Raw genomic sequence first — 23,002 nt, 5'->3', positions numbered from 1 at the left:
ATGACTACCGAGAACCCAACGAAAAAGGGGCCGGATTGCTCCGGCCCCTTTCCAATTCGCATAAGCTGTGACGCTTACATGCCCGAACCCGGACCGTAGGTGATTTCCACCCGGCGGTTCTGGAGTTCGCGGACACCGTCGGCGGTGGGGACGCGAAGCTGCGTCTCGCCGAAGGCTTCGCTCGTGATCCGGCCATCCGGCACGCCGCGGGCGGTCAGGTAATCGCGGACCGACGAGTTACGACGCTCGGCAAGGCCGACGTTGTAGCTGGCGGTACCCGACGTATCGGTGTGACCGGCAAGCATGACAGCAGCCGAACCGCAGTTCGCGTAAGCCGATACCGCGTTGTCGAGGATCGTGGCCGCTTCCGGGGTGATGTTCGATTCATCCCAGTTGAAGAACACGATGTACGGGCCCTGCTGGCAGGTCTGAACCGGCGGCGGCGGGGGCGGCGGCGGCGGGGCCGCACCGAAGTTGAACGTCAGCGTGCCCATCAGCGAGTGGGTGCGCAGACGCCCATCGAGATCGCGTCCACCGAGATCCACCAGCGCAACGTCTTCGGCGTTGAAGAAGCGATAGCGCAGGCCGACGTCGACCGTATCGGTCAGCGGGGCGTTGATGCCAGCCAGCAGCTGCCAAGCGAAGTCGCTGCTCGAATCGTCAAGCGAGGCCGGGCCAGTGTCGTACACGCGCCCGTCAAGATCGACGCGCGCGATACCGGCGCCGCCACCGACGTAGCCCTGGATGCCGTCATCGTCGCCGAAGTCGAACATGCCGTTCAGCATGAAGCTGAGCGCGTTCACGCCGCCATTGGCAGCATAGTCGCCAGCAACGAGTTCGCCGAATTCGGTCGATCCGGCGTCAAGCCCGGTCGTGCCGACGGAGATGTTGTCCAGATCGGCGTCGCGATAGCTGACTTCCGCTTCGAGGCGGAACGGGCCGAAGTCGTAGCCGACGAAGCCGCCGACATCGTAACCGTAGTCGAAATCAAGCGAGACCTGATCCGTGGTGGTGGCAGTGGTGACGTCGAGGTCCATGTCCTCGACGAGCATTGCGCCACCTTCGACGCCTACGTACCAGGCGTCATCGCGGGCGAGGGCTGGCGATGCAAGGGCCGTGGAGGCCATCGCCATTCCTATGACGAATTTCCGCATTATAGTTTTCCCCTTTTATTAAACAGAGAGCCACCGAATGGTCGGCACATTTATATCCCTCCCGTTCAGGTAGCAAGCTTGCTTTGGGTGGGAACTGTTGCACGAAAGCCGCTATGCCCGTTTGGGTTTTCACTGGCTTGAAGTTGTTATCCTCCGCCTCGCAAACGACAGTCCGCGCCGCCGGTTCCTGCGGTTATGCAAGCAATCCCTGCTTGCGCAGAGCGTCGATGATCTGGCCGATGGCGGCCCGGGCCTCGGCATCGACGATTGGGCCCGATTGCGGATTGGCAACAGCCATGGGCCGCTCCCACGCGGTGCCATAGCGCAGCACCGTGCGGCTGACGTTTTCATAGACTCGCATGCCGGCGCGCGGCTCGATGAACGTCCACTGCTGACCGTCCCAGGCAGCGATCTGGCCGCCCCGCCCCGCCCACACCCCGGTTGCGCTCGCAGCGATGAGAAATGCCTGCCCTGTCGTCGGCGAGCCGGGAGGCTGGGCCTGCTCGCTCTGGACGACGGCATGAAGCAGCGCGTCGATCCGGGCGAGGCTTTCATTGAGGTAGAATTCGCGCTGGGCCTGACCGGCGAACAGGTACGGCAGGGCGAAACGCGCGGTGCGATCGGTGAGAGCTACGGAGTCGGCCATGGATCAATCCTTTGATGTCGTTGGCGGGCGATGGGTGAAGCGGCAGGCGGCAGAAGGCGCAAAGGTGCCGACCTGGCGAACCCAAAGTCCTTCGGGCGAATCGAACGCGGCGACCTCGGCCGCGGGGATGACGAGGCGGGGCGTCGCGCAACGGCGGGCGAAGCCAGGTGCAGCCGGATCGCCGCGGCCGATTTCGTACTGTTCCTGCTCTTCGACCAGTGGCTGGGCAACGGCGTCGCGCCACAGCCATCCGCCCCGGGCGCGGCGGGCCCAGCGCAATACTAGAGCGCCCTCAGCGGTCCGGTAGAACCCGGCATGGACGGGCGAGGGCGGCGCAAGGCTGGCATCGCGGTTGGCGACCGCCGCTTGCGAGGGTCGATCGTCGCCCGGGCCAATCGCGGCATAGCCTTCGCCGTTCGCCATGGCTGCCGCCTTGGCCGACAGGAGGTGAAGGTCGTCGTCGAGCAGCAGGAAGCGGGTGCCCGCGGGCTGTCCGCTCGCGGCTTGTGGCTCGGTCCCGCCGCGCCCTCGCAATAGGCCGGTCAGGGTCCACAGGCCATCACCGGATGGTTCGGCATTGGCAAACTGGATGATCTCGCTGCCGACGAGGGCGCGGTTGCGCCCTTGTGCCAGGCCGGTGGGATCGCACGGCACCAGCATGCGTGCGGGATCGTCCAGCCGGACCGTCAAACGTACATGTTCCTCCAGCCTCAGGCCCGTCGAGCGGCCGAGCGCGTTTTGCAGCGCCCCGGTTGTCGCCATGGTCGTCAGCCCGTCGCCAGTTGGAACCAGTGCCCCTTGTTCGATCGCATAAAGGGCAGCCCCGGCCCAGCGGCCCGGCCTGCCTGCAATGGCAGCGTGAATGCGCCGTTCGTTGGCGGCGCCCGCACCATCCCACGGTAGCTCGTGAAGAAGCAGGTTCGTCGCCGCTGCGATCCGATCGGGCGGGGACCAGTGCGAGCCAGGTGCCGCAGCCAGAGCAGAGGCGAGCGGGGGGCGATAGCGCTGAAGTTCGAGCTCGACACGGTATTCGCGCCATTCCCACCCGGTCACTCGCCAGGTTCCGCTTTCGCCGGGAACGCGCACGAGGGCGCCGGGCACGATTGCCGGATCGATATCGGCGCAGCGCCACGAGAGGGTCTCGGTCTGGGTGGCATTGCGCTGCTGCGCGTCGCGAGCGAGCGTGCGGGCATGGCTGGCGGCGAAGGCTCCGGGAAATTCGAACACCCGCTGATCGGGCGCGTAACCGGGCGTCGTTTGCAGCCCCGCCTGATAGTCCCGGTCGACATCGTAGTAACGCAGCGCGGCGAACCCGGCGCGCTCCGCCCCCGACCGGGCTCCCGCCTGCCCGCTCTGCCGACCGAACTCGCCATCGTCCCACCGTGCCGCCGGGGGCAGCGTGACCGGCCCGAACGGTTCCGGCTTGCTGCGGCCGATCCACAGCCGGTCACCATCCAGCAGCGGGTCGAGCGGCTGCAACCTGTCGATCAGCGTGGCGATATCGTTGAGGCTGCCGCCTTCGTGACTATAACCGCCGAGCGCCGGAAAGCGCAGGCCCGGGTCAAGGTCCGCCACCGGGCCTAGAAGATCGGAAATGAAGGCAGCGCCGTCACCGGAAAAGACTTCGAAACTGAGAGCTGGAATGCGATTGCCGAAATCTGTCAGGTCGAGATCCTCGAACACCACATAGGCAGTTCCGCGGAATGCCGGGCATTCCTCGCCAAGAACGGCGTGCAGCAACGGATCGGGCGCCTGATCGCCAAGTCCGCAATGGATGCGCAAGGCTCCTGCCGCTTTCAGATCGCCGGCCCTCCCGCGCAGCAGATTGCCATCGGCCCATATTCGCCCGACCCCGTCGATCGGGCGGCTGGCCAGGGCGATGGCGCAGGATACCGAATAGCTGAAATGGACTGCCCGGGGCTGGCCTTTGCCCCCGCCTTCGTTGTGCCGATGCTCGGCCAGGTCGGACGACCAGATGATCGTTCCCGGTGTACGCATCGTGCCGAAGTGACGCGGGATCGGTGTGCCGTAGCTCGAGCCGGAGATGGTCAGTTCCTTGAGGCGCGGACCCTCGCGTCCGCCGGAGCCGAAAATCTTGCCATCGATCGTGCGGCCGAGCAGCGTGCCGATCGCACCGCCGAGCGGGCCGAACACGCTGCCGACTGCGCCGAGAACCAGTGTTGCCATGTTCTATTCCTGTTCGCGCGGATACCAATGGGCGGCGATCGCCCAGCCATCGATGCCCGGCTGGGATACGACTTTGCGCAAGCCGAGATGCGCATGGACGAGGTGCGCCTTGCCCGTCGCAATCAGCAGATGATGCTGGGCCGGGCCGGTGCGCACGAGCAGGAGGTCGCCGGCCAAGAGCGAACCCGTACGCGGAGCGAAGCCGTTGTGCGCGGCGAACTCGAGATACCCGTCGATCGCAAGATTGCGCAGGCCATAGGGCGGAAGTTCGACCGGATGCCCGCCTGCCTCGCCGATCGCGCGCAGGACCAGTCCGACGCAGTCCAGGCCCGTGGCCGGATCGCGGCCATACAGGCGATAGGGGGTGCCGACGAGGCCTTCCGCCGCGGCGGCGAGGCGGCGTGCATAGTCGCTCACCGCGGCTGCGGGTATTGCGCCAGCAGATCGTTGCCGGGCAGATGCGGTTCGCCTTGAAAGTTGATGACATTGGCGAAGCGGGCGGCGCAGGTGGCGATGGTCTTGTCGCAACCTTCGCGCAACCAGGCGCGATGCGCGGGGCGAAGATCGGGCGAAAGAAGCCGCGCCAGCGTGAAACCGACAGGCGTGACGTCGAGAATGTCCATCGCCTGCCCGGCGTGCGGTCCGTCGATCCAGCGAACCGATCCATGCAGATAGGCTTCGGGGTGGGCAGTTGCGAAGGATACGACACCGTTATCATGGTCGACGGCGGTAAGAGCCGCCCTGCGGGTGAACCGCGATGCCGGCAGGGTGCAGCCCGGCCCGCAGAACCGCGCTCTGCACGAAGGGCTGGTGCGCGGCACATCGTCCACGTCGAGCGCCGCCTTGACCGAGCGCAATTGCGCGGAAAAGTGCCCGCCGTCCTGCGAAACCGCGGCGATCGTGCCGCCATAAAGGGTGAGCGCCTCCAGCGTTTCCCAATCGACGATGCCCATGCTGATCTGCGCCCCGTCGAATGCGCCGGCGCGGATCTCCGCCTCGGTAATGGTATCGTGCGACAGGGCGCCGTCGACTTCCGCCTCGTCGTCGGCGAGGTCGACGGTGCGTCGGATCGAGGACGGCAGCATCCCCGGCGCGGCCAGGTGACGGTGCCCGCCGAACCACAGGTCGCGGTCATGCGTGGTGAAGGCATGGGCAGCGCCGTCCCGGCGCAGAATGCGCCACCAGCTCGCGGCCGTATCGAGTTCGGCGGTGAAGAACGCGCGGGTCATGCGATCTCCCGGATTTCGACGAGCGGAACCGACGGCGCCTCGCCCGCAGCAAAGGCGATGCCGCTGATGTCGAGGCGATCGTCGGCGAAGCGGACTGGCACGTCGTACACATACCCCGCGGTGATGCGGGCGCCTTTCACGGGCGGATCGGCGAACCTGATCCGCCCGTGGCCGAGATGGGTCCAGCCGGACGCCGGCTCCCCGTTCACCGCAATGCTGATGGACCCGGCCACCGGGCGGGTGATCCGTCGCTCCTGAGTGCCGTAGGTCTTGATGAGGTCGAAGGTATCGCGCAGCCCGTCGGCGATTGCCAGCAGCTGATCCTGCGGTGTCGGAACCTCGGCCGGCGGACAGGACTGGTGATCGAACGGATCGCGCAGGCGGAACCCTCGCGCCGGTCCGAAACGCGCGCGGAAGAAATCGAGCAGCACGGTCAACTCGCTGACCGAGCGGACGCCCGGACCGACATCGAAACGCAGCCGGGCATCGGACCACAGGGCATTGCGCCGTTCATGGCCCGAGGACGTGACTGCAATGGCGGTGGAGAATTCAGGAGCGACCGACGAGTCCCGGCCAAGCGGGAGGGGATAACTGACGTCATCGAAGGATTGCATGGGATCATCCTTGGGCGGGGGGAGGCGGGTGTAGCCGTCGCGGCAGATCTGCGGCAGCGCCCAGACGAAACGCTGGGTCACACCGCGCATCCGCGCCTCGTCGAGCGCGCGGTCGATCAGCGGCCAGAACCCATCGGCATCCTCCGGGTCGAGCACGAAGCCGGCAAGATAATCCTGCCGTCCTTGCGGATATCCGAGCTTGGCTGTGGCAAAGTCGATGCCCTTGCGCCGTGCGCCGTCCGCGCCCGCTGTCAGCCAATCATAATCCTCGAGCTGGAGGCGATCGAAGGCGGGATAGCGCCATCCGGACGGCAGATTGGCGCGGTGAAGCTCGGGCATTCGCGGATCGAGCACGGTCGGCGTGAATGCCAGCAGAAGAATCTCGGCCGGCCCGCTTGCCGCGCTGCGCACGGCGGCGGCGAGATCGGCGGTCGATGCTGCCAGCGCTGCCCCCGCCTGCTCCAGGAGGGCGATCTGGCCGGCATCCATTGGCGCCCGCATATCGGTGATGATCGCCCGCTGCTCGCCCCAGGCAAGCTTGGCCTGGGCGTCGTACAGGCATGGCGCGAATGTCTCCGGCACCACCCACCACCAGGGCTCGCCGATCTGGAACAGTGCCTTGCCGCCCGCCCTTTCAAGCAGCGCGACGAACTGCCCGGCGATGGCTTTGAGAAAGGCCATCGCCGCGGCGTTGATCGGGGAAAGGAGCGCCGAGGGCGGGTCCCACCCGGTGCGGGCGTAGGTCCCGTCATGGGCGCGCTGTTGCCACCAGGTGGGGACGTTCTGGGCCAGCAATTCGTAGGACAATGAGACGATCGGGGCGAACCTTGCCTCGACCGCCCTGCTGAAGAAATCGGCATGCCAGGCACTGGCAGGGGTGCACAATTCGCCGGCGTACTTGATTTCCATCCGATCGATGCGGAGCCGGTAGTAATGGCTCATCCCGACATAATGGACGATACGCCCGCGGTAGCCGAGCCCTTCGATACCGCGCAGCAGACGGGCGGGGGTCTGGTTGAAACTGTCGTCATAGGCAGTTACCATCTGCTCGCCATGGGCCGGCAGCATGACGTCGCCGATCGACAGCATCGCGCGTTCGCCTTCGCATACGATGCCGCTCATCTCCGCCCAGCCGTTCATCGGCTTAGGCAATGCCGTCATCGCGCCCGGGACGTAGCCTTGCGGGACGAGGGATATGAACATGCGGGAGACGCGGCGCACGTCGACAGCGGCGCCCGGCAATGCAAAGCCCGATTGCAGCTGCGAGAAGGGCAGCGTGACGGCGGCATCCTCGGGCGTGCCTTCGGCGTAATTCCAGAGGCGCACATACCACGAGCGCGCCGTGCCTGCGTCATCGATGCCCTCGATCGTCAGCGTGGGCCCATGCGGCTGGTCGAGCGCGACAAGCCCCTGCGATCGCCACCGGAACCGCAGGATGCAATGCGAATAATCGGTCTGCGTCTCGTAGGCGAGCAAGGGATGATCGAGCGTATCGGCACTGTCCCAGATCAGCCCGGCAAGATCCCCGGTCCGGGCGAACTCACACTCGACCCGCAGACTTTGCGGGCCGGTAGAGACCACGGCAGCCATCATCGGGCGGGGGAAATTGACGGTCCAGAACCGCGGGTCGAACCGCTGAATCCAGTCGGATTGCTGCGCGCGGCGTTCGCGGGCGAGCCAGAAGGCCATGTCTCGGGTCCTTTCCTGTCGCGCCTGATCAGCCGGCCAGCGCGCGGCGAATGGCGCTTGCCACCTGGCGCGACGAGCGTTGCAGGGCAGCCGGGGCGTCGGTTCCGCGCGGAGCGGCCAGATTGATCGCCACGCGCACATCGTTGCGCAGGCCGCCGGGGCGGCCGATACCGGCATCCACCCGGCCCGCTGCGGTGGGCACGAACAATTCGGGGCCGCGCTCGCCGACGAGATAGGGCCGATCGGGCGATACGATCCCGCCCGTCGCCCGCCCGGGAAGGCCGAGTATGGACGAGGCAAGCCCACCCAGCTGGCCGAGCACCCCGGCGCCCCCGCGGCCGCCCGCCCCGCCGGCCCCTCCGCCTCCGAAGATCGCACCCAGCCCCATGTCGAGCGCCTGCGATGCGATGGAATCGATCACCGATAGCGCCATGCGGCCAAGATCGTCGAACCCGATGCGGCCCTTGCGCAGGGCCGAAAGCAGGCCCTTCTCCAGCACCGGCCCGACCTTGTCGAAGGCAGCCAGCAAACTGCTGTCGAATTCACCCCTCATCCGCGAGATATCCTGCGCGAAGCCGCGGGTATCGGCCCTTACCGAAACCAGCAATTCATCGAGATCGTCGTTCATTGGCCTTCCCTTTCGATCATCGCCGCGATCTGCGCGCGGGACGGGGGTGCGGTGTGCGGGAGGTTCGGCATGTGCAGCGACAGCGCCAGTTCCGACGGGGTGGCATTCCAGAACGTTGCCGGCCGCCACCCCAGTTCGCGGGCGGCCAGCCCGGCCAGCACCCCGGCATTCGCGGCGAAGGAATTGCTCATTCCGACCCGCGCAGGATCTCGCCCAGCAGGATCCGCAGCGGCTGCGCGGCCCGGGCCAGGCCGAGCGACAGGACGGCGCGACCTATCTCGTCACGAGCAAGGTCGCCGTTTGCCTCCGCGCAATGCCAGAACAGCGCTGCGATCTCGGCCAGGCGCAACTCACCCGCCCCGGCGCGTTCGACCAGGGCGAGCAGCGGCCCGAGCTCGTCCTCGGCACGGACCAGCGCATCGAAGGTGGGGCGCAGGCGGATTTCGCGCCCGCCGACATGAAGGGCGGCCTCGCCGCGAACCGTGTTGCTCATACAGGGATTACCGCGCCCGAGCTTTCGAGCTGGAGCGCGTAGGTGCGCTCGCCGTTGAAATCGCCCGAATAGTCGAGCCGCTGGACCAGGAACCGGCCGCGCATCCGGCTGCCGTCCTCGAACGAGAGTTCGTACCGTTCGAGCGTCCCGGCGAGTGCATGGCCGCGCACGCGTTCCTCCGCGGCGGAGCCGAGAAAGATGCCCGAGGCGCTGACCGACACGCTGCGCGAGCCTGCGCCCGACAGCAGTTCGCGCCAGCCGCCGCTTTCCTTGTGGGTGACGACGATGGTTTCGCCGTTGATCGACAATTGCGTCGTGCGCAGGCCTGCAACGGTTTCGTAGGTGGCAGGATCGGCAGTGTCGCCGATCTTGAGCAAAAAGGCGGCGCCGGATTGGGCTGTCATGTCGGGTCTCCTGTTGCCGGCGTGGCCGCGTTGCTGGGCGGCGTCGCCAGAAGGCTGAACTGGTATTCGAAGAGGATCGCGCGGATTTCGCGCGGGCGGCGTTCCACCCGGCTGCGCAGGAAGCGGGTGACGACGATGCGGAAGCCATCCTGGGCGGGGGCCATCGTCGCGATGCGGGTCTCGATTGCGGCAGCCAGAGCCGTCGCCTGCTCGGGGGCATCGCTCTGCACCTGCAGTTCGAGGGCGACGCGAACCTGCCGTCCGCCGGCCCCCTTCGCCCCCCATTCGCCCGCCGCGCTGGCAACGATGGCAAGCTGCGGCGGCGGGGCGGCGGCAGGCCCATCCTCCAGGATGGCGTTGAGCTGAGGACCGAGCGTGGTATCGCTGCGAAGCCAGGCCATCAGCGCACTGCGAAAGGCGCTCTCCATCATTCGCTCCTTTCGAAAAACAACGGCCACAACAGCCGGGCGCTGTACTGGGTTGGCCCCTCGCCGCGGTCCGCCACGCGCCGGCGGGCGGCATGGGCGCGGGCCATGCGCCCGGCCTTCGAGACGAGGTTGCGGGCAAGGTTGTCGAACCTGGCGACACGGCGGGTCACAGCCGCACCTCGCGCCACGGACGCCACAGCGCGCTGACCGCGGCGGGGGGATGGTCGGTTTCTCCGCGTTCGCGCTGGCGGTAGAGTTCGGCGGCATAGCGCACGATGCCGTGGCGAAGCCCGGGATCGAGGGCGGACCAATCGCCCGCCAGTCCGGCTTCGTAGACGATCTCCGCCATCGGCACGCCCATCGCGCCGGCGATCCGGAGCCGTGCCGAACCATCGGCGCGCGGCTCCAGCACGTAGCACTCGGGTTCCAGCACGCGGCGCGGTGCCGGCGGGTCGGTGATCGCCGCTTCGTGCCATGCGGCGAAGGGGCGGCCGCCAAGTTCGGCCCAGAGGCCATCGGCGGCGATGTCCTCGACGACCGTCGCCCGCAAGGGCAGGATGCCGGTAAAGCGGCGGCACATGGCCACCGCGCTGTCGATGAGGGAGGCGAGCAGGGCGTCCTCCCCGGTGGTGGTGATCGCCAGCCACTGCTTCAGTTCGGCAAGCGCAGCGGCGGCGTAACTGGCCTTGATTTCGATTGCCCGCATCTGCGCGGCCTCCTCGGCGTCGTTCTTGGTTTGGCGAGGGATGGCGCCGGGGCAGCGGGCAAGGGGATACCCGCCGCCCCGGTCGCCGCCGCGATCAGGCCTCGATCCGAAGGAGCTTGATCGCGTTGGAATCGAGCACCTGGCCCCCCACCCGCCGGGTCGCGTAGAAGTGGACGAAGGGCTTGTTCGTGAAGGGATCGCGCAGCACCTGGGTCGCGCTGCGTTCGGCAATCAGATAACCGGCGCGGAAATTGCCAAAGGCGATCGGGAAAGTGCCCGCCGCGATGTCGGGCATGTCCTCGGCCTCGATCACAGGGTAGCCGAGCAGCCGGTCGGGCTGCCCTTCGACCAGGCCCGGCTGCCACAGGAACGCGCCATCCGCGGTCTTGAGCTTGCGGACTTCGGCGAGGGTCGCGCTGTTCATCACGAAGGTCGCGCCCTGACGGTGGCCGGACTTCAGCGTATGGACCAGATCGATCAGGCGGGCATCGGGGTTGGCGTCGAAACCGTCGGCATCGCCGGTGCCGACATATTGCAGCGTACCGAACGGACGCTCCGCATCGATCAGGCTCGAGACCGGCGCGGTCAGGAAGCCTTCGGGCTGGTTGACCCCGCTGCCGTGGACGAACGCGGCGCCTTCGGCCCGGGCGAACTCCATCGCGATCTCGCCGGCGAGCCACGCTTCGAGATCGAAGCCGGCATCGTCGAGCATCGCCTGGCTCGCCGCAGGATTGGCATAAAGCTCGCCGGTGGGCGGCGCGATCTCGGCAAAGTTGGGCGTCTGCGTCTCGGGCCGTCCGGCCGTCTCGCTGACCCAGCCGCTGGCCGTGCCGCCGGTCGCCACCAGCTTGCGATACCCGGCGGTGCCCGTCTGGACGACCTGGGCGATGGCGCGGATCGGGCTCACCTCGACCAGCGCGCGGCCGATCAGGGCATCGATCTGGCGCGGGACGGCATAGCCTCCGTCGGCCGGCACGATCCCGCTGATGGACTTGAGCTCGGTCGTCGACCCGGTCCGCAGATATCCGTCGACGAAGCTGGCGGCATCGGTGCCGGCGTCCCCGGTCAGTGCGAGCGCCGGACGCGCCGCAGCACGGCCGATCCGGTCGACCCGCTGGCGAACCTCGTCGACGTCGGTGCGCAAGGCCCCGATGTCGGCCTCCACCTTGTCCTGGCGGGCGACGATATCGAAGCTCGCCTCGGCGGCCCGCTGGGTGTCGGCAGGGGCAGAGGCAGGGGCAGGAGCGGCGGGGGCAGGATTGAACGTAATATCCATAGGGTATTCACCTTTTCTGGCAGGCACGAAAAAGCCGCCCGGAGGCGGCGCTGGGGTCGGTTGCAAAGGGCGGGGCGGCGTCAGGCGACGAAGTGCACCCGGGCGCCGTGTTGAAGCGGGTGGGTAACGACGCTGACCTCGAACAGCTCGATGTCGGCAAGTTCGCGACCGGCGGGCGTCTGGCGGTAGGCGCGGGCCCGGTAACCGAAGCTCAGGCCATCGACCGCGCGCGACCTGAGCAGCCGCGCAGCCCGGCAGGCGGGATCATCGATGGTCGCGACGATGCGCAGGCCGCGCGTATCCTCGCCCGCCGTCTCGACCCAGCCGATCCGCTGGGCAGGGGAGTGTTGCCAGTACAGCGGCAACGGCGTGGCGCGTTCGGCCAGCGTGCGCCGGAAGGCTCCGCGGCGCACGGTATCGCGCGCGCCATCGGCCCGGTCGAACAAGGCGGCATAACCGGCGATGCGAAGGATCGGGGCGCCGCTCATCGGAGCATCTCGTGGACGCCAAGGCGCACCGCGATGCCGATCAGCAAGAGCGCCAGAAGCCCGCGGGTCGCCCAGGCAATGGCTGCCTTCCACGCGCTCGCCTTGGCATCGCGCCATGCCGACAGCAGTTCGCGCAGTTCGTCGATATCGTCCTGGGCGTTCGCATCGCCGAGGCCGAGCCGGTCGAGTGCGCGCTTGGCGCCAAGCTCGCTCGATTCCTCGACGATGGCGCGCAGGGTCACGAAATCGCCGTCCTTCGCGCCGGCCTGCGCGATCAGGCGCGCCAGCATGTCTTCACGTGTCATCGGCTGTTCTCCCGGGATGCAAGGCCAAGCATCGCCCGCTTTTCCTCCGGATCGAGGAAGTCCGCCGCCGTTACCTGCGCCCACAGCTTCTCGCGATCCTCGGCAAGGGCGGGCACCCGGTCGAGATCGACCGTGGGGGCGGCGGTGAACCAGTCGGCCAGACCCGAGCGCAGCCCGTCGAGGATCTTGGCGATCAGCGGCAACAGGGTGAGCCGCCACAGCGCGCGGTTGGCTTCGCGGTAATTGGAATAGGTGTTGTCGCCCGGCAGGCCGAGCAGCATCGGCGGCACCCCGAAGGCAAGCGCGATGTCGCGCGCGGCGGCGGCCTTCAGGGTGGCGAAATCCATGTCTGCGGGCGAAAGGCTCATGGCCTTCCAGTCGAGCCCGCCCTCGAGCAGCATCGGCCGCCCGGCGTTGCCGCCGCCCTGAAAGGCACTGGCCAGTTCGTCCTTCAACCGCGCGAACTGTTCGGCGGTCAGGCCGCCGGCATCGCCGCTGTCATAGACCAGCGCCCCGGAGGGCCGCGCGGCATTGGCGAGAAGGGCGCGGTTCCAGTCGCTCGCCGCATTGTGGATCGCGACCGCACCGGCGGCCGCCGAGAGGCAGCCGGCGCCGTAATGGTCGTCGACCGGGTGAAAGCCCTTGAGATGGACGATGTTCGGCCAGCCGGCCTCGTCCACCAGCGGGATGGTGAGCGCCCCGTCGGTCAGCGTATAGCGATAGGCGCTGGGCCACCCGTCCGCCCCGGCGATGATCTGCACCCGTTCGGGGCGCAGCGGATGGAGATCGATCGGCGTGCCGGTCCCGTCCTTGACGATCTGCACATAGGCATTCCCGTGCAGGGCAAGCTGCGCCGCCAGCGTTTCGAGCAGCGGCTGCGGCCCGCACGAGCAGGCGATGAGATCGAGCAGGCGGGCATCCTCGCTCACCAGCGGCGCCCCGCCGACCCCCTCGGCAATGATCCGCACCGCACGCTGGGCAACCGGGTTGGCGAGATAGGCCTCGCGCACCTGCCGGGCATAGTCGAACGGGCCCGCCTGGGGGGCGGTTTCGAACGGACTTGCCCAGGGCGAAACGAAGCCGCGGGTAAGCGGCACGCGCGATTGCCCCCCGCCCTTGAAGGCGGAGGCGAGCGATGTGAGGAAGGACATGGGCAACCTTTCGTGGGGTGCGGACAAGCGTCAGATATTGCGGATGCGCGGGGCGCCGGACCGCCCGAGCATCAGTTCGGTAAGCGCCCAGACCAGCGCATCGGCCCGGTCGGGGCTGCGGCCGGGGCCTTCGTAACCGCCGCCCGCCATCAGCCCGCAGAGCTGATCTTCGAGCGCGGCGAACATTGCCGTGTGGCGAATGCGGCCCGCCTCGTAGAGCGCGGCCACCGGCTCCGCCCGCGCGACTTTGCCGCGGCTGGCGTGGACCAGTTTCAGCGGCAGGGCGATCTCCGCTGCGCGCAGGACACTTGCCACCATCTGGCCGCCCTGGTTCGCCTCGGCGACGACGCGATCGGCGCGCCAGGCATAGGCCGCCTCGGCCACCGCCCGGGCCCAGCGTTCAGGCGCGGCACGGGCGAGCGAGCAATCCGCCAGCACCTGGCCGATGCCGCTCGCCCCAAGGCCGCACACCACGATCCCGCATTCGTCGCCATGCTGGCTGACCGGCGGATCGACGGCCACCACCACGCGCACCGGCGGATCGCCCAGCGAGGCATCGCGGCAGCGCTCGATCAGGTCGCGCGACCACAGGGCGCCCTCGACATCTGCCAGCAGCACGCCGTCCAGCTCCTGCCGCCCGAGGGCGGTGTTGCCGAAACTGCGCTTCATCTCGCGCAGGAAGGCGCGCGGGAGATTGTGCGCGTTGTCATAGGTCGCGCCGCGGGTCACGGCGACGGTTCCGTCCGCTTCCTCGGCACACAGCCGGCGCATCAATTCCACCGCGCGCGGGGTGGTGGTGGCGACCGTCCGAGGGCCCTCGCCTAGCCGCATCCCCATCGCCAGATTGTCCCATGCACGGATCGCGCGCAGGCCGGTATTGTCCCATTTGGCAATCTCGTCGCACCAGGCGAAGTGATGCTGCGGCCCGCGCAGCGTCTCCGGCTCAGCCGCCGAATAGAGGAAGGCCATCGCCCCGTTGGGCCAGACCAGCCGGCGCAGCGACGGCTCGAACTGCGGGGCATTGTGCGGCGGACAGCAGGCCAGAAGGCCGCTTTCCCCCTCGACCATCACGGCCCGCGCCTCCGCCAGGCTGGCCGCGACCAGTGCGATCCGCGCCTCGGGATGCCGGCGGGCCTGTTCGCGCACCCATTCGGCCCCGGCGCGGGTCTTGCCGAAGCCGCGCCCGGCGCTGATCAGCCAGGTCCGCCATCCGCCTTCCGGGGCGAGCTGGTTGGGCCGGGCCCACAGCCGCCAGTGATAGCGCAGCTCGGCCTTTTCGGCGCGGGACAGCCGGGCAAGGCCGGACCGGCGCGCCGCCTCGTCCATCGCGATCAGGGCGCGCAGCAGCCCATTACGATCCGGCATCGCCGTCCACGCGATAGACGCCGTCTTCGCCCAGGTCCGCTTCCATGGCGATCTGGCGCTGGCGCATGCGTTCGAGCTTGGCGTCGATCGAGGCGATGATCGCATCTTCGTCCTCGTTGGCGCGCAAGGCTCGCTGGCGGCCGACCGTCTCGCGGTGCGCGGCCAGCAGACGGAAGGCGATGGCATTGTCGTACTTGCGGCGCGACTTGGCCGGCCCGCCGCCGGTGAGCTCGCCCACCCGCAGGCGGCGGATCAGGTCCATTTCGAGGTTGTCGTATCCTTCGGCCAGCGCCTCCTGCCAGGCGCGGTTGAATTCGGGATTGGTGCGGCGGGTCTTGTAGACGGTGCTGGTATCGACGACCGCTGCCCGCGCCGCGCCCGAGACGTTCGAGGTTTGCGCCAGTTGCGCGAGGAATACCTCTTCCCATCCCTTTGCCGGGCGCGGCGCCTGCTGTTTCCGTTTTGCCATCGATCCCCTCCCCGGTCCGACGATGCGAGCGGCCACGAAAAAGGGCGGTCGACCTTCCGGCCGCCGCCCCGTGGCGAATCACACTATCGCGATGTTCCGTTTATCTAACCAAACAGCGTCACGATGTCAATTTAAAAGTGCCAAATAGGTTATTGGTGTTGGTAGTGGCGGGGAGACGCTAACCCGATATTTAGGATTTCCGCTTACCCGTTCTTCGGAAAGGGGAGGCAGTTTGAACTCGGCTTGGCTCGATCTTGCAGCGATGTTCGTCTTCGCGGCCGGCCCGCCACCCGCTGCGCCGCCCGATCCACACGAACCCTGCGACATCGCCGGCGAGGGCGAGCCCGAGCTTGTTCGCCTCCTCGAATGCAGCGCCGCCGCCCTGACAGCGGAAGACCCGGCCACTGCGCTGGTCCTGCTCGATCGGGCAGAGCGCCAAGATATCGGTAACGAACCTGCCCCCGCCAGCGAGCGCGTGTCGCTGGACATGCTGCGCGCCCTTGCGCTGGCCGAAACCGGCGGCCCGGCCGAAGCGGTGGCGCTGGCCGAAGCCGCGGCCGCCCGGCGACCCTATGCTCTTGGCATCCAGCGGGCAGCGGCGATCCTGCGCAGCGAATTGCGAAGCGGTGCCGAGGCGCCGCTCGGCATGTGGCGCAATCTGGTGCGCATCGACCCGGCATCGCGGGAGCTCGTCGTCACCGCCGAAATGCGCGCCGGCAACTGGGCGGGCGTCGTAGCGCTGGACGAGGGTGACGGTCCGCAATTCGCCCCGCCGCCTTCGGTGGTCCAACTGCTGGGCCATGCCCCCGGGACGGGCCTTGCCGGGTGGGCGGCAGGATATACCCGCACCTTGCAGCAGGCTTATGGTCATGCGGCGCTGGGGCACACCGAATATGCCCGCGATCTCGTGCACCAGGCTCGATCGAGCCTTGCCGCTTACACGCTGGCAGCGGCTGGCGATCCAGCCCGACTGGCGCTGATCGCGATGATCGAAGGCGCCGTTGTCACTCCGATTGGTGCCCATGTCGAGGCCCGGATCGCGCTGGCGAGCGGTGATCCGGTTCCCGCTCGAAACCTCGTCGCTGCCGCGCCCATTACCGGCCCCATCGGCGACGACCTTGTCCGCGCGATTGGCAATACGGGCACACCGAGCCTTACCCCCGTAGCGTTCCGCCCCGGCGATGCGGCAGAGCGGCCGCGGTTCGGCGCGCTTGCAGCCGACGTGCTGTTACCGGCCGGGCCAGCAAGTGCGATCCCGGCCGATGTCATCGTCGCCACTTTGCCGGACGGGGAAACCGAGTTCGCCCTGCGCGCCAAGGCAGACCATGCGGCAAAGGTGCAGGAACTCACCCTGCTTGCCGCCGCGCGCACCTCGGCGGCCGCGGGGAAGGCGCATTTCGTCATTACAGCGCGCCAGGACTATGCGGTCATGGCAAGCGCTCGATCGTCAGGCGAGGGCGGTGACGACCCTGTCTATCGGACGGTGCTCAGGATTGCCTATCCGGCCTACGCCGACGACGAACCGGCCGCCATCGCGACCGCGGACGTCATCGAGACGCTCGGCCCCGTCTACGCCGGAGAGTGACCCTCGAACCGGGTTTCGAGCGTGATCTCGGCGTTGAGCAGCTTGGAAATGGGACAATTGGCCTTGGCCTTTTGCGCCAGCGCCTCGAACTCGTCCTGCTCGATTCCCGAAGCATGTCCGGTCAGGGTCAGGTCGGACCGGGTAACGGCGAACCCCTCGCCCTGCTTTTCCAGCGTCACCTTGGCCTCCGTGTCGAGCGTGCCGTCCTCGTACCCTGCCTGGGCCAGCTGCATCGACAGCGCCATGGTGAAGCAGGCGGCATGGGCGGCGGCGATCAGCTCTTCGGGATTGGTCCCCGGCGCATCCTCGAACCGGGTGTTGAAGCCATAGGGGTGATCCAGCGCGCCCGACCGGGTGGCGACATGGCCCTTGCCGGACTTGCCGAACCCTTCGTAGCGGGCGGTGGCGGTGTTGGTGGTCTTCATTGCGAATGCTCCTTTGCCACCTGAACCGTTCGCCGCCTGCTCATGTTCCGGCCTGGATGATCCCGGTGGCCCGGCCAACCTCTTCGAAGATGCGCAGGATTTCGCCGACCTCTTCGGCGCTATGTTCGGCGCACAACGAGCAGCGTAGCAGCGTCATCCCGGCAGGCGTCGCCGGCGGGCGGGCGAGGTTGACGTAGAGCCCGCCCTTGATCAGCGCCTCCCACATGGCCGCGCCGCGTTCGAGATCGGGCATGATCACCGCGATGATCGCGCTTTCGGGCGCGTCCGTGCCGAGCCGGAAGCCGAGCGCTTTCAGCCCGCCATGCAGCGACCTCGAATTCTTCCACAGATGGGCCCGCTTGTCCGAACCGTGCATCAGCTTGCGGATCGAGGTCGCCGCCGTCGCCACCACGCTGGGCGGAAGGCTGGCGGTAAAGACATAGGGGCGGCAGACCAGCCGCATGATCTCGAACTTGGGATGGTTGGAGACGCAGAAACCGCCGACCGTGCCGACGCTCTTGGAGAAAGTGCCGATGATGAAATCGCATTGGTCGATCACGCCGGCTGCTTCGCACACGCCGCGCCCGTTCTCGCCGATGAAGCCCATCGAATGCGCTTCGTCGACCAGCACCATCGCCCCGTGCTTTTTCGCGACCGCGACCATTTCGGCCAGCGGGGCGACATCGCCCAGCATCGAATAGACGCCTTCCAGAATGACCAGCTTGCCCGCGCCTTCGGGTATCCGGCCGAGCCGCTTGTCGAGCGCCTCGATATCGTTGTGCTTGAACGGCACGACCTCGGCATCGCCCAGCTTGCAGCCATCCCAGATGCTGGCATGGCTGTCGATGTCGAGGACGATGTAGTCGCCCTTGCCGGCGATGGTGCTGATGATCCCGAGATTCGCCTGATAGCCGGTGGAAAAGACCATCGCATGGTCCATCGCGTAGAATTCGCGCAGCGCCTGCTCGACTTCGCGGTGGCCCTGGTAGGTGCCGTTCAGCACCCGGCTGCCGGTGGTCCCCGCCCCGAACTCGGCCAGCGCGGTCTGCCCCGCCTCGATCACGTCGGGGTCGAAGGTCATGCCCATGTAATTGTAGGTGCCGAGAAGGATCGTCTCGCGCCCGTTGCAGATCGCGCGGGTGGGCGAGAGCACCTTTTCCATGACGAGGTTGAAGGGATCTTCAACTCCGCTCGCCAGCAGACCTTCGCGCAGGGCGATGATCTCGTCGAACTTCGAGAAGAGATCGCGTCCTTCGCCCTCGAGGGTCTGCGGCTGATCGGCCTGGAGGACCCCCTCGCTCATGCGCCGGCCTGAAGCTTGTGAACCGCATCGACCAACTGGCCGTAGGTTTCGATCTCGGCCTGCTGGTTCATCGAAATGATGATGTCGAACTCGTCCTCGATCGCGGCGACGAAATCCATCACCGTCAGGCTGTCGAACTCGAGATCGCCCTGGAAGGTGGTGGCTTCGGTTATCTCGATGCCCTTCTTGTTGAAAGGCTCGGCAAGCTCGCGAATGCGGGCGTCGACGTCGGTGCGGTCCATCGGGGCGTTATCCATTCTGTCGCTTGTATCGGGAAGCGGTATGGCTGGCAAAGGAGTGGGCGCGGTCAATTGTCAAGCGCGGGCGCCGGTGCCTCGTCGGCCAGCAGGGCGCGCACCGCCGCCATGAACGGTCCGATCGAAACCGGCTTGGCGAGGTAATCCTTGGCCCCGGCATCGCGAATGCGTTCCTCGTCGCCCTTGCCGGCATAGGCAGTGACGGCCAGCACCGGGATGCGGGCGAGCGCGGCATCGCGCTTCAGTTCGGCAATGAGATCGACCCCGCTGACATTGGGCAGCTGGATATCCATGATCACCAGTTGCGGATCGAACTTGCGGGCGGTGGGGAGGACATTCTTGCCATCGGCTACCGGGACGACTTCGAAACCATTGGCCTTCAGAACGTCGCAAAAAAGCTTACGATTAAGGTCGTTGTCCTCGACAACGAGGATTCTCTTTGTCACGGGGCGGGTTCCTCCTGCCAATCCCTCGGGCAATCCGCGGGCGGCGATAGGCGCAAGCGAAAGGGCTGACAATTCCGGCATCGGACAGAGCAGGATATCGGGAAACGCGGGCACCCCAGGTGCTGGCGCTCGAGGCGCTGGGCTGGGCGCTCACCGACGAGCGGCGGGCGGAACGCCTGCTGGACCTGACCGGGCTGACCCCGGAACGGCTGCGCGCCGGGCTGGGCGACGAAGGCGTGCAGGCCGCGGTGCTCGATTTCCTTGCGGCGCACGAGCCCGATCTCCTTGCCGCTGCCGCGGCTATCGGCACAACGCCCGAATCGCTGGTCGCCGCCGCCCGGGATCTCAACCGATGAACCGCCGCCCGCTGGTGATCTGCGACTGCGACGAGGTGCTGCTGCACATGGTTGCCCCGTTCCGCGAATGGCTGGCCGAGGGCGAGGGGGTGGACTTCACCGTCGGCAGCAACAATTTCGCCGAGGCGATGCGCTGGCAGGACAGCGGCGAACCCGTCGCCCAGGAAGACATGTGGCGCTTGCTGCGCAGCTTCTTCGATACCGAGATGCATCGTCAGCCGGCCATCGACGGGGCGGTCGAGGGTATCGTGCAGCTGCAGGACCGGGCCGATATCGTCATCCTGACCAATCTGATCGACGATCACCGCGATCTGCGCGCCCATCAGTTGCGCACCCACGGGATCGACGTTCCGGTGCATACCAACCAGGGGCCGAAGGGCCCGGCAATCGCCGCGCTGGTCGAGCAGTACCAGCCGCTCCACACCTTTTTCATCGACGATCTGCCCCAGCATCACCGCTCCGCACGCGAAAGCGTTCCGGGGATCACCACGCTGCATCTGTGCGGCGAACCCGAACTGGCCCCGCACATCGATTGCGCGCATGAAGCCGGCCACGCCGATGCCCGGATCGACAGCTGGGCCGAAGCCCTCCCCTGGCTGCTCGCGCGGCTGGATGCACTGGACACACAGGACCGCCCATGACCATCGAATCGCGCCTTTCCGAACTTGGCATCGAACTGCCCCAGGCAGCCGCCCCAGTGGCAAGCTACCAGCCCGTCGTCGTTCATGGCGGGATCGCCTACCTGTCGGGCCAGTTGCCCTTCATCGGCGGCACCCTGGTGACGGGCAAGCTGGGGGCCGAAGTCTCGCTCGAGCGCGGGATCGAGGCAGCCCGGGCCTGCGGGCTCATGATCCTCGCACAGCTCAAGGCCGCCGGCATGCTCGAGCAGGTGGAGCGGGTGGTCAAGCTGGGCGGGTTCGTCGCATCGACGCCGGATTTCACCGATCAGCCCAAGGTCGCCAATGGCGCGAGCGACCTGATGGCGGGGGTGTTCGGCGAGGCGGGCAAGCATGCCCGCAGCGCCGTCGGAGTGCCGGTCCTGCCGCTCAACGCCGCGGTCGAGGTCGATGCGATCATCGCTCTTCGCGCGAACCGATAGGCTGGCGGCACCGGCGCCCGGGCGGCCCGGAGCACCATGGCTTCGGCGCTGGACCTATGCTCACCGCGGTTTGCACGGGGCGCAGGCGGTGGAGAATTCGGCCAGCGCCTTTCGCGCGGCGATCGCGGCAGGCTACGGCATCGAGTGCGACATCCAGCGCAGCGCCGATGGCTGGCCGATGGTCTTTCACGACTGGGACTTCGCCCGCCTGATCGGCCGGCCCGACCGGGCCGATGCGCTGACCGCCGATCAGTGGCGCGAACTCAGCTATCTGGAAGGCGAGGAAGCGCCGATCGACCTGCCTGTCCTGCTCGATCTGGTGGCCGGCGCGGTGCCGCTGCTGATCGAGATCAAGTCACGGCCGCGCTATGATGTGGAGCGGACCTGCCTCGCAGTCGCCGAATGCCTGCGGGGTTATGGCGGGCATCACGCGGTGATGAGCTTCGATCCGCGGGTCGCGCGGTGGTTCCGGCGGCACGCGCCGGGGACAGTTGCCGGGCTGGTCATGCGCGAGGACGACTACGGGTTCACGCAAAAGGCGTGGCAGCGCCGACTGGCCCTGTGGATCGCGCGGCCCGACTTTCTCGCTTACCACGTGGCCGCCTTACCCAATCCGATGGCCGCCAGCCTGCGCGGTGCCGGCCTGCCGGTGCTTACCTGGACGGTCGACAGCCCGGCGCGCCGCGCGATCGCCGCCGCCCATGCCGATGCCCCGATCGCGGAAGGCGCGGGCCTGCCATGAGCGATCCGGCGCTCGCCGCGCGTCTTGGCGGCTCGGTCGGCGCCTTCGCGGCGGCGGACTGGAATGCGCTTGCCGGGGCACGCAATCCCTTCATGCGTCACGAATTCCTGACCGCGATGGAGGATTCGGGCAGTATCGGACCCGGCACGGGCTGGCACAGCGCGCCGCTGGTCATCAGTGCCGACGGTGGGCCCCCGCTTGCCGCCATGCCGGCATATCTCAAGGAACACAGTCAGGGTGAATATGTGTTCGACCATGCCTGGGCCGACGCCTACGAGCGTGCGGGCGGGCGCTATTATCCCAAGCTGCTGATCGCCGCGCCGTTCACTCCGGCAACGGGCCCCCGGCTGCTGCTGTCGGACGAGGCGCTGGCCTTGCCCCTGATTGCCGCGGCGGAGAAGCTGTGCCGCCAGAACGGCGTTTCTTCGGCCCATGCGACCTTCATCGAGCCTGCCCAGCAAGTGCTGTTTCAGGAAGCGGGATGGCTGCTGCGTCATGATCTGCAATTTCACTGGCACAACCGCGGCTTCGCCTCGTTCGAGGATTTCCTCGCGACCCTGTCTTCGCGCAAGCGCAAGGACCTGCGCAAGGAACGCGCCGCGGCACAGGCCGGGCTGGACATCGTCCACCTGCGCGGAGCCGAGATCGAAGAGCGCCACTGGGATGCCTTCTGGGTCTTCTATCAGGATACCGGCGCCCGCAAGTGGGGCCGGCCTTATCTGACGCGGGAGGCGTTCACCCTGCTCGGCGAGCGCATGGGCGAGGACCTGCTGCTGATCATGGCGCTGGATGGCACGGAACCCATCGCCGGGGCGCTGAACTTCATCGGCCCCGATGCCCTATACGGGCGCTATTGGGGGGCGACGCGCGATGTGCGCTTCCTCCATTTCGAGCTGTGCTATTACCAGGCGATCGATGCCGCGATCGATCTGGGCCTGGCGCGGGTCGAGGCCGGCGCGCAGGGTGGGCACAAGCTGGCACGGGGGTACGAACCGGTCGAGACGGTTTCCGCCCACTGGCTGGCCGAACCGGGCCTCAGGCGCGCCGTGGCGGAATATCTTGCGCAGGAGCGCGCCGGGATTGCCGGCGACCGGCTCTATCTGGCCGAGCGCACGCCGTTCCGCAAAGGCTAGGTCAGGCAGCCCGGCGGCTGGCCTGTTGCAGCCACTGGCGTGCGCGGCGCTGGGCCTCGGCGATCTCGCGGGCGGTCATTTCGTCGGCGACGTCGGCACGGCAGTGCGCCGCTTCCTCGTGCCCGCGAGCGGCGGCGATGTTGAACCATTTGTGCGCTTCGATCAGGTCGCAGGCGCAGCCGCGGCTGCCGGTCGAGAAGGCGACGCCGAGGCCGAACAGCGCCTCTTCGTTGCCGCTTTCGAACGCCGCCATCGTCTGCGCCACGAAGGCGAGCGCTTCGGCGGTTTGATCGATCTGTCCGCCGCGCCCCTCGATTGCCCGTAATTGCATGATGTCCCCCCAGATGAACGCGGCGTCCCTTCGCCCCGTGCCGGCATCATCGCGGGCTTGACGATAAAAAATGGTTAACGCCCCGCTCACCAG

The 23,002-nt window shown here is 67.6% G+C and carries 30 protein-coding genes; 6 read left to right on the top strand and 24 right to left on the bottom strand.

The window, feature by feature from the left end; translation table 11 throughout:
* Positions 1–74: 74 nt before the first annotated feature.
* From ACHFFA_RS06700 to ACHFFA_RS06610, 19 genes are all read right to left on the bottom strand, one after another.
* A complete protein-coding gene (locus ACHFFA_RS06700; RefSeq protein WP_394270066.1) occupies positions 75–1,154 on the bottom strand; it encodes an OmpA family protein in 1,080 nt (359 codons plus the stop codon).
* Positions 1,155–1,347: 193 nt separating this feature from the next.
* Positions 1,348–1,800 carry a DUF2793 domain-containing protein gene (locus ACHFFA_RS06695; RefSeq protein ID WP_394270065.1) on the bottom strand — a complete coding sequence of 151 codons (453 nt, stop codon included), beginning with the start codon at positions 1,798–1,800 and terminating at the stop codon, positions 1,348–1,350.
* Positions 1,801–1,803: 3 nt separating this feature from the next.
* Entirely contained in the window at positions 1,804–3,987 is a 2,184-nt protein-coding gene (locus tag ACHFFA_RS06690) for a phage tail protein (RefSeq protein WP_394270064.1), read from the bottom strand.
* Between the two features lie 3 nt (positions 3,988–3,990).
* Positions 3,991–4,404, bottom strand: a complete 414-nt coding sequence (locus tag ACHFFA_RS06685; RefSeq protein WP_394270063.1) for an NlpC/P60 family protein — start codon at positions 4,402–4,404, stop codon at positions 3,991–3,993.
* Positions 4,401–5,216, bottom strand: a complete 816-nt coding sequence (locus tag ACHFFA_RS06680) for a DUF2163 domain-containing protein (RefSeq protein ID WP_394270062.1) — start codon at positions 5,214–5,216, stop codon at positions 4,401–4,403. Before ACHFFA_RS06680 ends, ACHFFA_RS06685 begins: the two co-directional genes overlap by 4 nt.
* Positions 5,213–7,519, bottom strand: a complete 2,307-nt coding sequence (locus ACHFFA_RS06675) for a DUF2460 domain-containing protein (RefSeq protein ID WP_394270061.1) — start codon at positions 7,517–7,519, stop codon at positions 5,213–5,215. Before ACHFFA_RS06675 ends, ACHFFA_RS06680 begins: the two co-directional genes overlap by 4 nt.
* 28 nt (positions 7,520–7,547) lie before the next feature.
* Positions 7,548–8,147 carry a tail tape measure protein gene (locus tag ACHFFA_RS06670; protein WP_394270060.1) on the bottom strand — a complete coding sequence of 200 codons (600 nt, stop codon included), beginning with the start codon at positions 8,145–8,147 and terminating at the stop codon, positions 7,548–7,550.
* Positions 8,144–8,338: a phage tail assembly chaperone gene (locus ACHFFA_RS06665; RefSeq protein WP_394270059.1), complete on the bottom strand. Its 195-nt coding sequence runs from the start codon at positions 8,336–8,338 to the stop codon at positions 8,144–8,146. Before ACHFFA_RS06665 ends, ACHFFA_RS06670 begins: the two co-directional genes overlap by 4 nt.
* Positions 8,335–8,640, bottom strand: coding sequence for a GTA-gp10 family protein (locus ACHFFA_RS06660; protein ID WP_394270058.1), 306 nt, complete (start codon positions 8,638–8,640; stop codon positions 8,335–8,337). Before ACHFFA_RS06660 ends, ACHFFA_RS06665 begins: the two co-directional genes overlap by 4 nt.
* Entirely contained in the window at positions 8,637–9,044 is a 408-nt protein-coding gene (locus tag ACHFFA_RS06655; RefSeq protein WP_394270057.1) for a phage major tail protein, TP901-1 family, read from the bottom strand. The genes ACHFFA_RS06660 and ACHFFA_RS06655 overlap by 4 nt, the downstream gene beginning before the upstream one ends.
* A complete protein-coding gene (locus tag ACHFFA_RS06650) occupies positions 9,041–9,472 on the bottom strand; it encodes a DUF3168 domain-containing protein (protein WP_394270056.1) in 432 nt (143 codons plus the stop codon). The genes ACHFFA_RS06655 and ACHFFA_RS06650 overlap by 4 nt, the downstream gene beginning before the upstream one ends.
* The gene (locus ACHFFA_RS06645) at positions 9,472–9,642 is read right to left on the bottom strand and encodes a hypothetical protein (protein WP_394270055.1); all 171 of its coding nucleotides are present in this window, start codon (positions 9,640–9,642) and stop codon (positions 9,472–9,474) included. Before ACHFFA_RS06645 ends, ACHFFA_RS06650 begins: the two co-directional genes overlap by 1 nt.
* Positions 9,639–10,178 carry a hypothetical protein gene (locus tag ACHFFA_RS06640; RefSeq protein ID WP_394270054.1) on the bottom strand — a complete coding sequence of 180 codons (540 nt, stop codon included), beginning with the start codon at positions 10,176–10,178 and terminating at the stop codon, positions 9,639–9,641. Before ACHFFA_RS06640 ends, ACHFFA_RS06645 begins: the two co-directional genes overlap by 4 nt.
* 94 nt (positions 10,179–10,272) lie before the next feature.
* Positions 10,273–11,454 (bottom strand): phage major capsid protein, encoded by a 1,182-nt coding sequence (locus tag ACHFFA_RS06635; protein WP_394270053.1) that lies wholly within the window; start codon positions 11,452–11,454, stop codon positions 10,273–10,275.
* Between the two features lie 80 nt (positions 11,455–11,534).
* Positions 11,535–11,942 carry an HK97 family phage prohead protease gene (locus ACHFFA_RS06630; protein WP_394270052.1) on the bottom strand — a complete coding sequence of 136 codons (408 nt, stop codon included), beginning with the start codon at positions 11,940–11,942 and terminating at the stop codon, positions 11,535–11,537.
* Positions 11,939–12,247, bottom strand: coding sequence for a DUF6127 family protein (locus ACHFFA_RS06625; RefSeq protein WP_394270051.1), 309 nt, complete (start codon positions 12,245–12,247; stop codon positions 11,939–11,941). The genes ACHFFA_RS06630 and ACHFFA_RS06625 overlap by 4 nt, the downstream gene beginning before the upstream one ends.
* Positions 12,244–13,398: a phage portal protein gene (locus ACHFFA_RS06620; protein ID WP_394270050.1), complete on the bottom strand. Its 1,155-nt coding sequence runs from the start codon at positions 13,396–13,398 to the stop codon at positions 12,244–12,246. The genes ACHFFA_RS06625 and ACHFFA_RS06620 overlap by 4 nt, the downstream gene beginning before the upstream one ends.
* A 30-nt stretch (positions 13,399–13,428) precedes the next feature.
* A complete protein-coding gene (locus ACHFFA_RS06615; RefSeq protein WP_394270080.1) occupies positions 13,429–14,724 on the bottom strand; it encodes a DNA-packaging protein in 1,296 nt (431 codons plus the stop codon).
* A 25-nt stretch (positions 14,725–14,749) separates the two neighbouring features.
* Complete coding sequence (locus ACHFFA_RS06610) at positions 14,750–15,232, bottom strand: hypothetical protein (protein WP_394270049.1); 483 nt, start codon at positions 15,230–15,232, stop codon at positions 14,750–14,752.
* A gap of 232 nt (positions 15,233–15,464) precedes the next feature.
* Between ACHFFA_RS06610 and ACHFFA_RS06605 the strand changes: the two genes are divergently transcribed.
* Positions 15,465–16,817, top strand: coding sequence for a hypothetical protein (locus ACHFFA_RS06605; RefSeq protein WP_394270048.1), 1,353 nt, complete (start codon positions 15,465–15,467; stop codon positions 16,815–16,817).
* Here the strand turns inward: ACHFFA_RS06605 and ACHFFA_RS06600 are convergent.
* From ACHFFA_RS06600 to ACHFFA_RS06585, 4 genes are all read right to left on the bottom strand, one after another.
* The gene (locus tag ACHFFA_RS06600) at positions 16,802–17,242 is read right to left on the bottom strand and encodes an OsmC family protein (RefSeq protein ID WP_394270047.1); all 441 of its coding nucleotides are present in this window, start codon (positions 17,240–17,242) and stop codon (positions 16,802–16,804) included. The genes ACHFFA_RS06605 and ACHFFA_RS06600 overlap by 16 nt on opposite strands.
* A 40-nt stretch (positions 17,243–17,282) precedes the next feature.
* Positions 17,283–18,545, bottom strand: a complete 1,263-nt coding sequence (gene spt, locus ACHFFA_RS06595) for a serine palmitoyltransferase (protein WP_394270046.1) — start codon at positions 18,543–18,545, stop codon at positions 17,283–17,285.
* Complete coding sequence (locus ACHFFA_RS06590) at positions 18,542–18,787, bottom strand: acyl carrier protein (RefSeq protein WP_394270079.1); 246 nt, start codon at positions 18,785–18,787, stop codon at positions 18,542–18,544. Before ACHFFA_RS06590 ends, spt begins: the two co-directional genes overlap by 4 nt.
* Positions 18,788–18,852: 65 nt before the next feature.
* On the bottom strand, positions 18,853–19,248 hold the full coding sequence (locus tag ACHFFA_RS06585) for a response regulator (protein WP_394270045.1): 396 nt from the start codon (positions 19,246–19,248) through the stop codon (positions 18,853–18,855).
* Positions 19,249–19,367: 119 nt separating this feature from the next.
* Between ACHFFA_RS06585 and ACHFFA_RS06580 the strand changes: the two genes are divergently transcribed.
* The 5 genes from ACHFFA_RS06580 to ACHFFA_RS06560 all read left to right on the top strand — a co-directional run bounded on the left by ACHFFA_RS06580 (position 19,368) and on the right by ACHFFA_RS06560 (position 22,578).
* The gene (locus ACHFFA_RS06580) at positions 19,368–19,604 is read left to right on the top strand and encodes a DUF3572 family protein (RefSeq protein ID WP_394270044.1); all 237 of its coding nucleotides are present in this window, start codon (positions 19,368–19,370) and stop codon (positions 19,602–19,604) included.
* Positions 19,601–20,245: an HAD family hydrolase gene (locus ACHFFA_RS06575; RefSeq protein ID WP_394270043.1), complete on the top strand. Its 645-nt coding sequence runs from the start codon at positions 19,601–19,603 to the stop codon at positions 20,243–20,245. Before ACHFFA_RS06580 ends, ACHFFA_RS06575 begins: the two co-directional genes overlap by 4 nt.
* Entirely contained in the window at positions 20,242–20,703 is a 462-nt protein-coding gene (locus tag ACHFFA_RS06570) for a RidA family protein (protein ID WP_394270042.1), read from the top strand. Before ACHFFA_RS06575 ends, ACHFFA_RS06570 begins: the two co-directional genes overlap by 4 nt.
* Positions 20,704–20,791: 88 nt before the next feature.
* On the top strand, positions 20,792–21,445 hold the full coding sequence (locus tag ACHFFA_RS06565) for a glycerophosphodiester phosphodiesterase family protein (protein ID WP_394270041.1): 654 nt from the start codon (positions 20,792–20,794) through the stop codon (positions 21,443–21,445).
* On the top strand, positions 21,442–22,578 hold the full coding sequence (locus ACHFFA_RS06560; RefSeq protein WP_394270040.1) for a GNAT family N-acetyltransferase: 1,137 nt from the start codon (positions 21,442–21,444) through the stop codon (positions 22,576–22,578). Before ACHFFA_RS06565 ends, ACHFFA_RS06560 begins: the two co-directional genes overlap by 4 nt.
* A gap of 1 nt (position 22,579) precedes the next feature.
* Here ACHFFA_RS06560 and ACHFFA_RS06555 read toward each other — a convergent pair whose 3' ends face one another.
* A complete protein-coding gene (locus ACHFFA_RS06555) occupies positions 22,580–22,909 on the bottom strand; it encodes a hypothetical protein (RefSeq protein WP_394270039.1) in 330 nt (109 codons plus the stop codon).
* Between the last annotated feature and the right edge of the window lie 93 nt (positions 22,910–23,002).

The sequence above is a fragment of the Qipengyuania sp. genome, assembly GCF_043423005.1.
Classification (GTDB): domain Bacteria; phylum Pseudomonadota; class Alphaproteobacteria; order Sphingomonadales; family Sphingomonadaceae; genus Qipengyuania.
The sequence above is the reverse complement of the archived record's forward strand: the minus strand, read 5'-3'. Positions and strand labels throughout refer to the sequence as shown.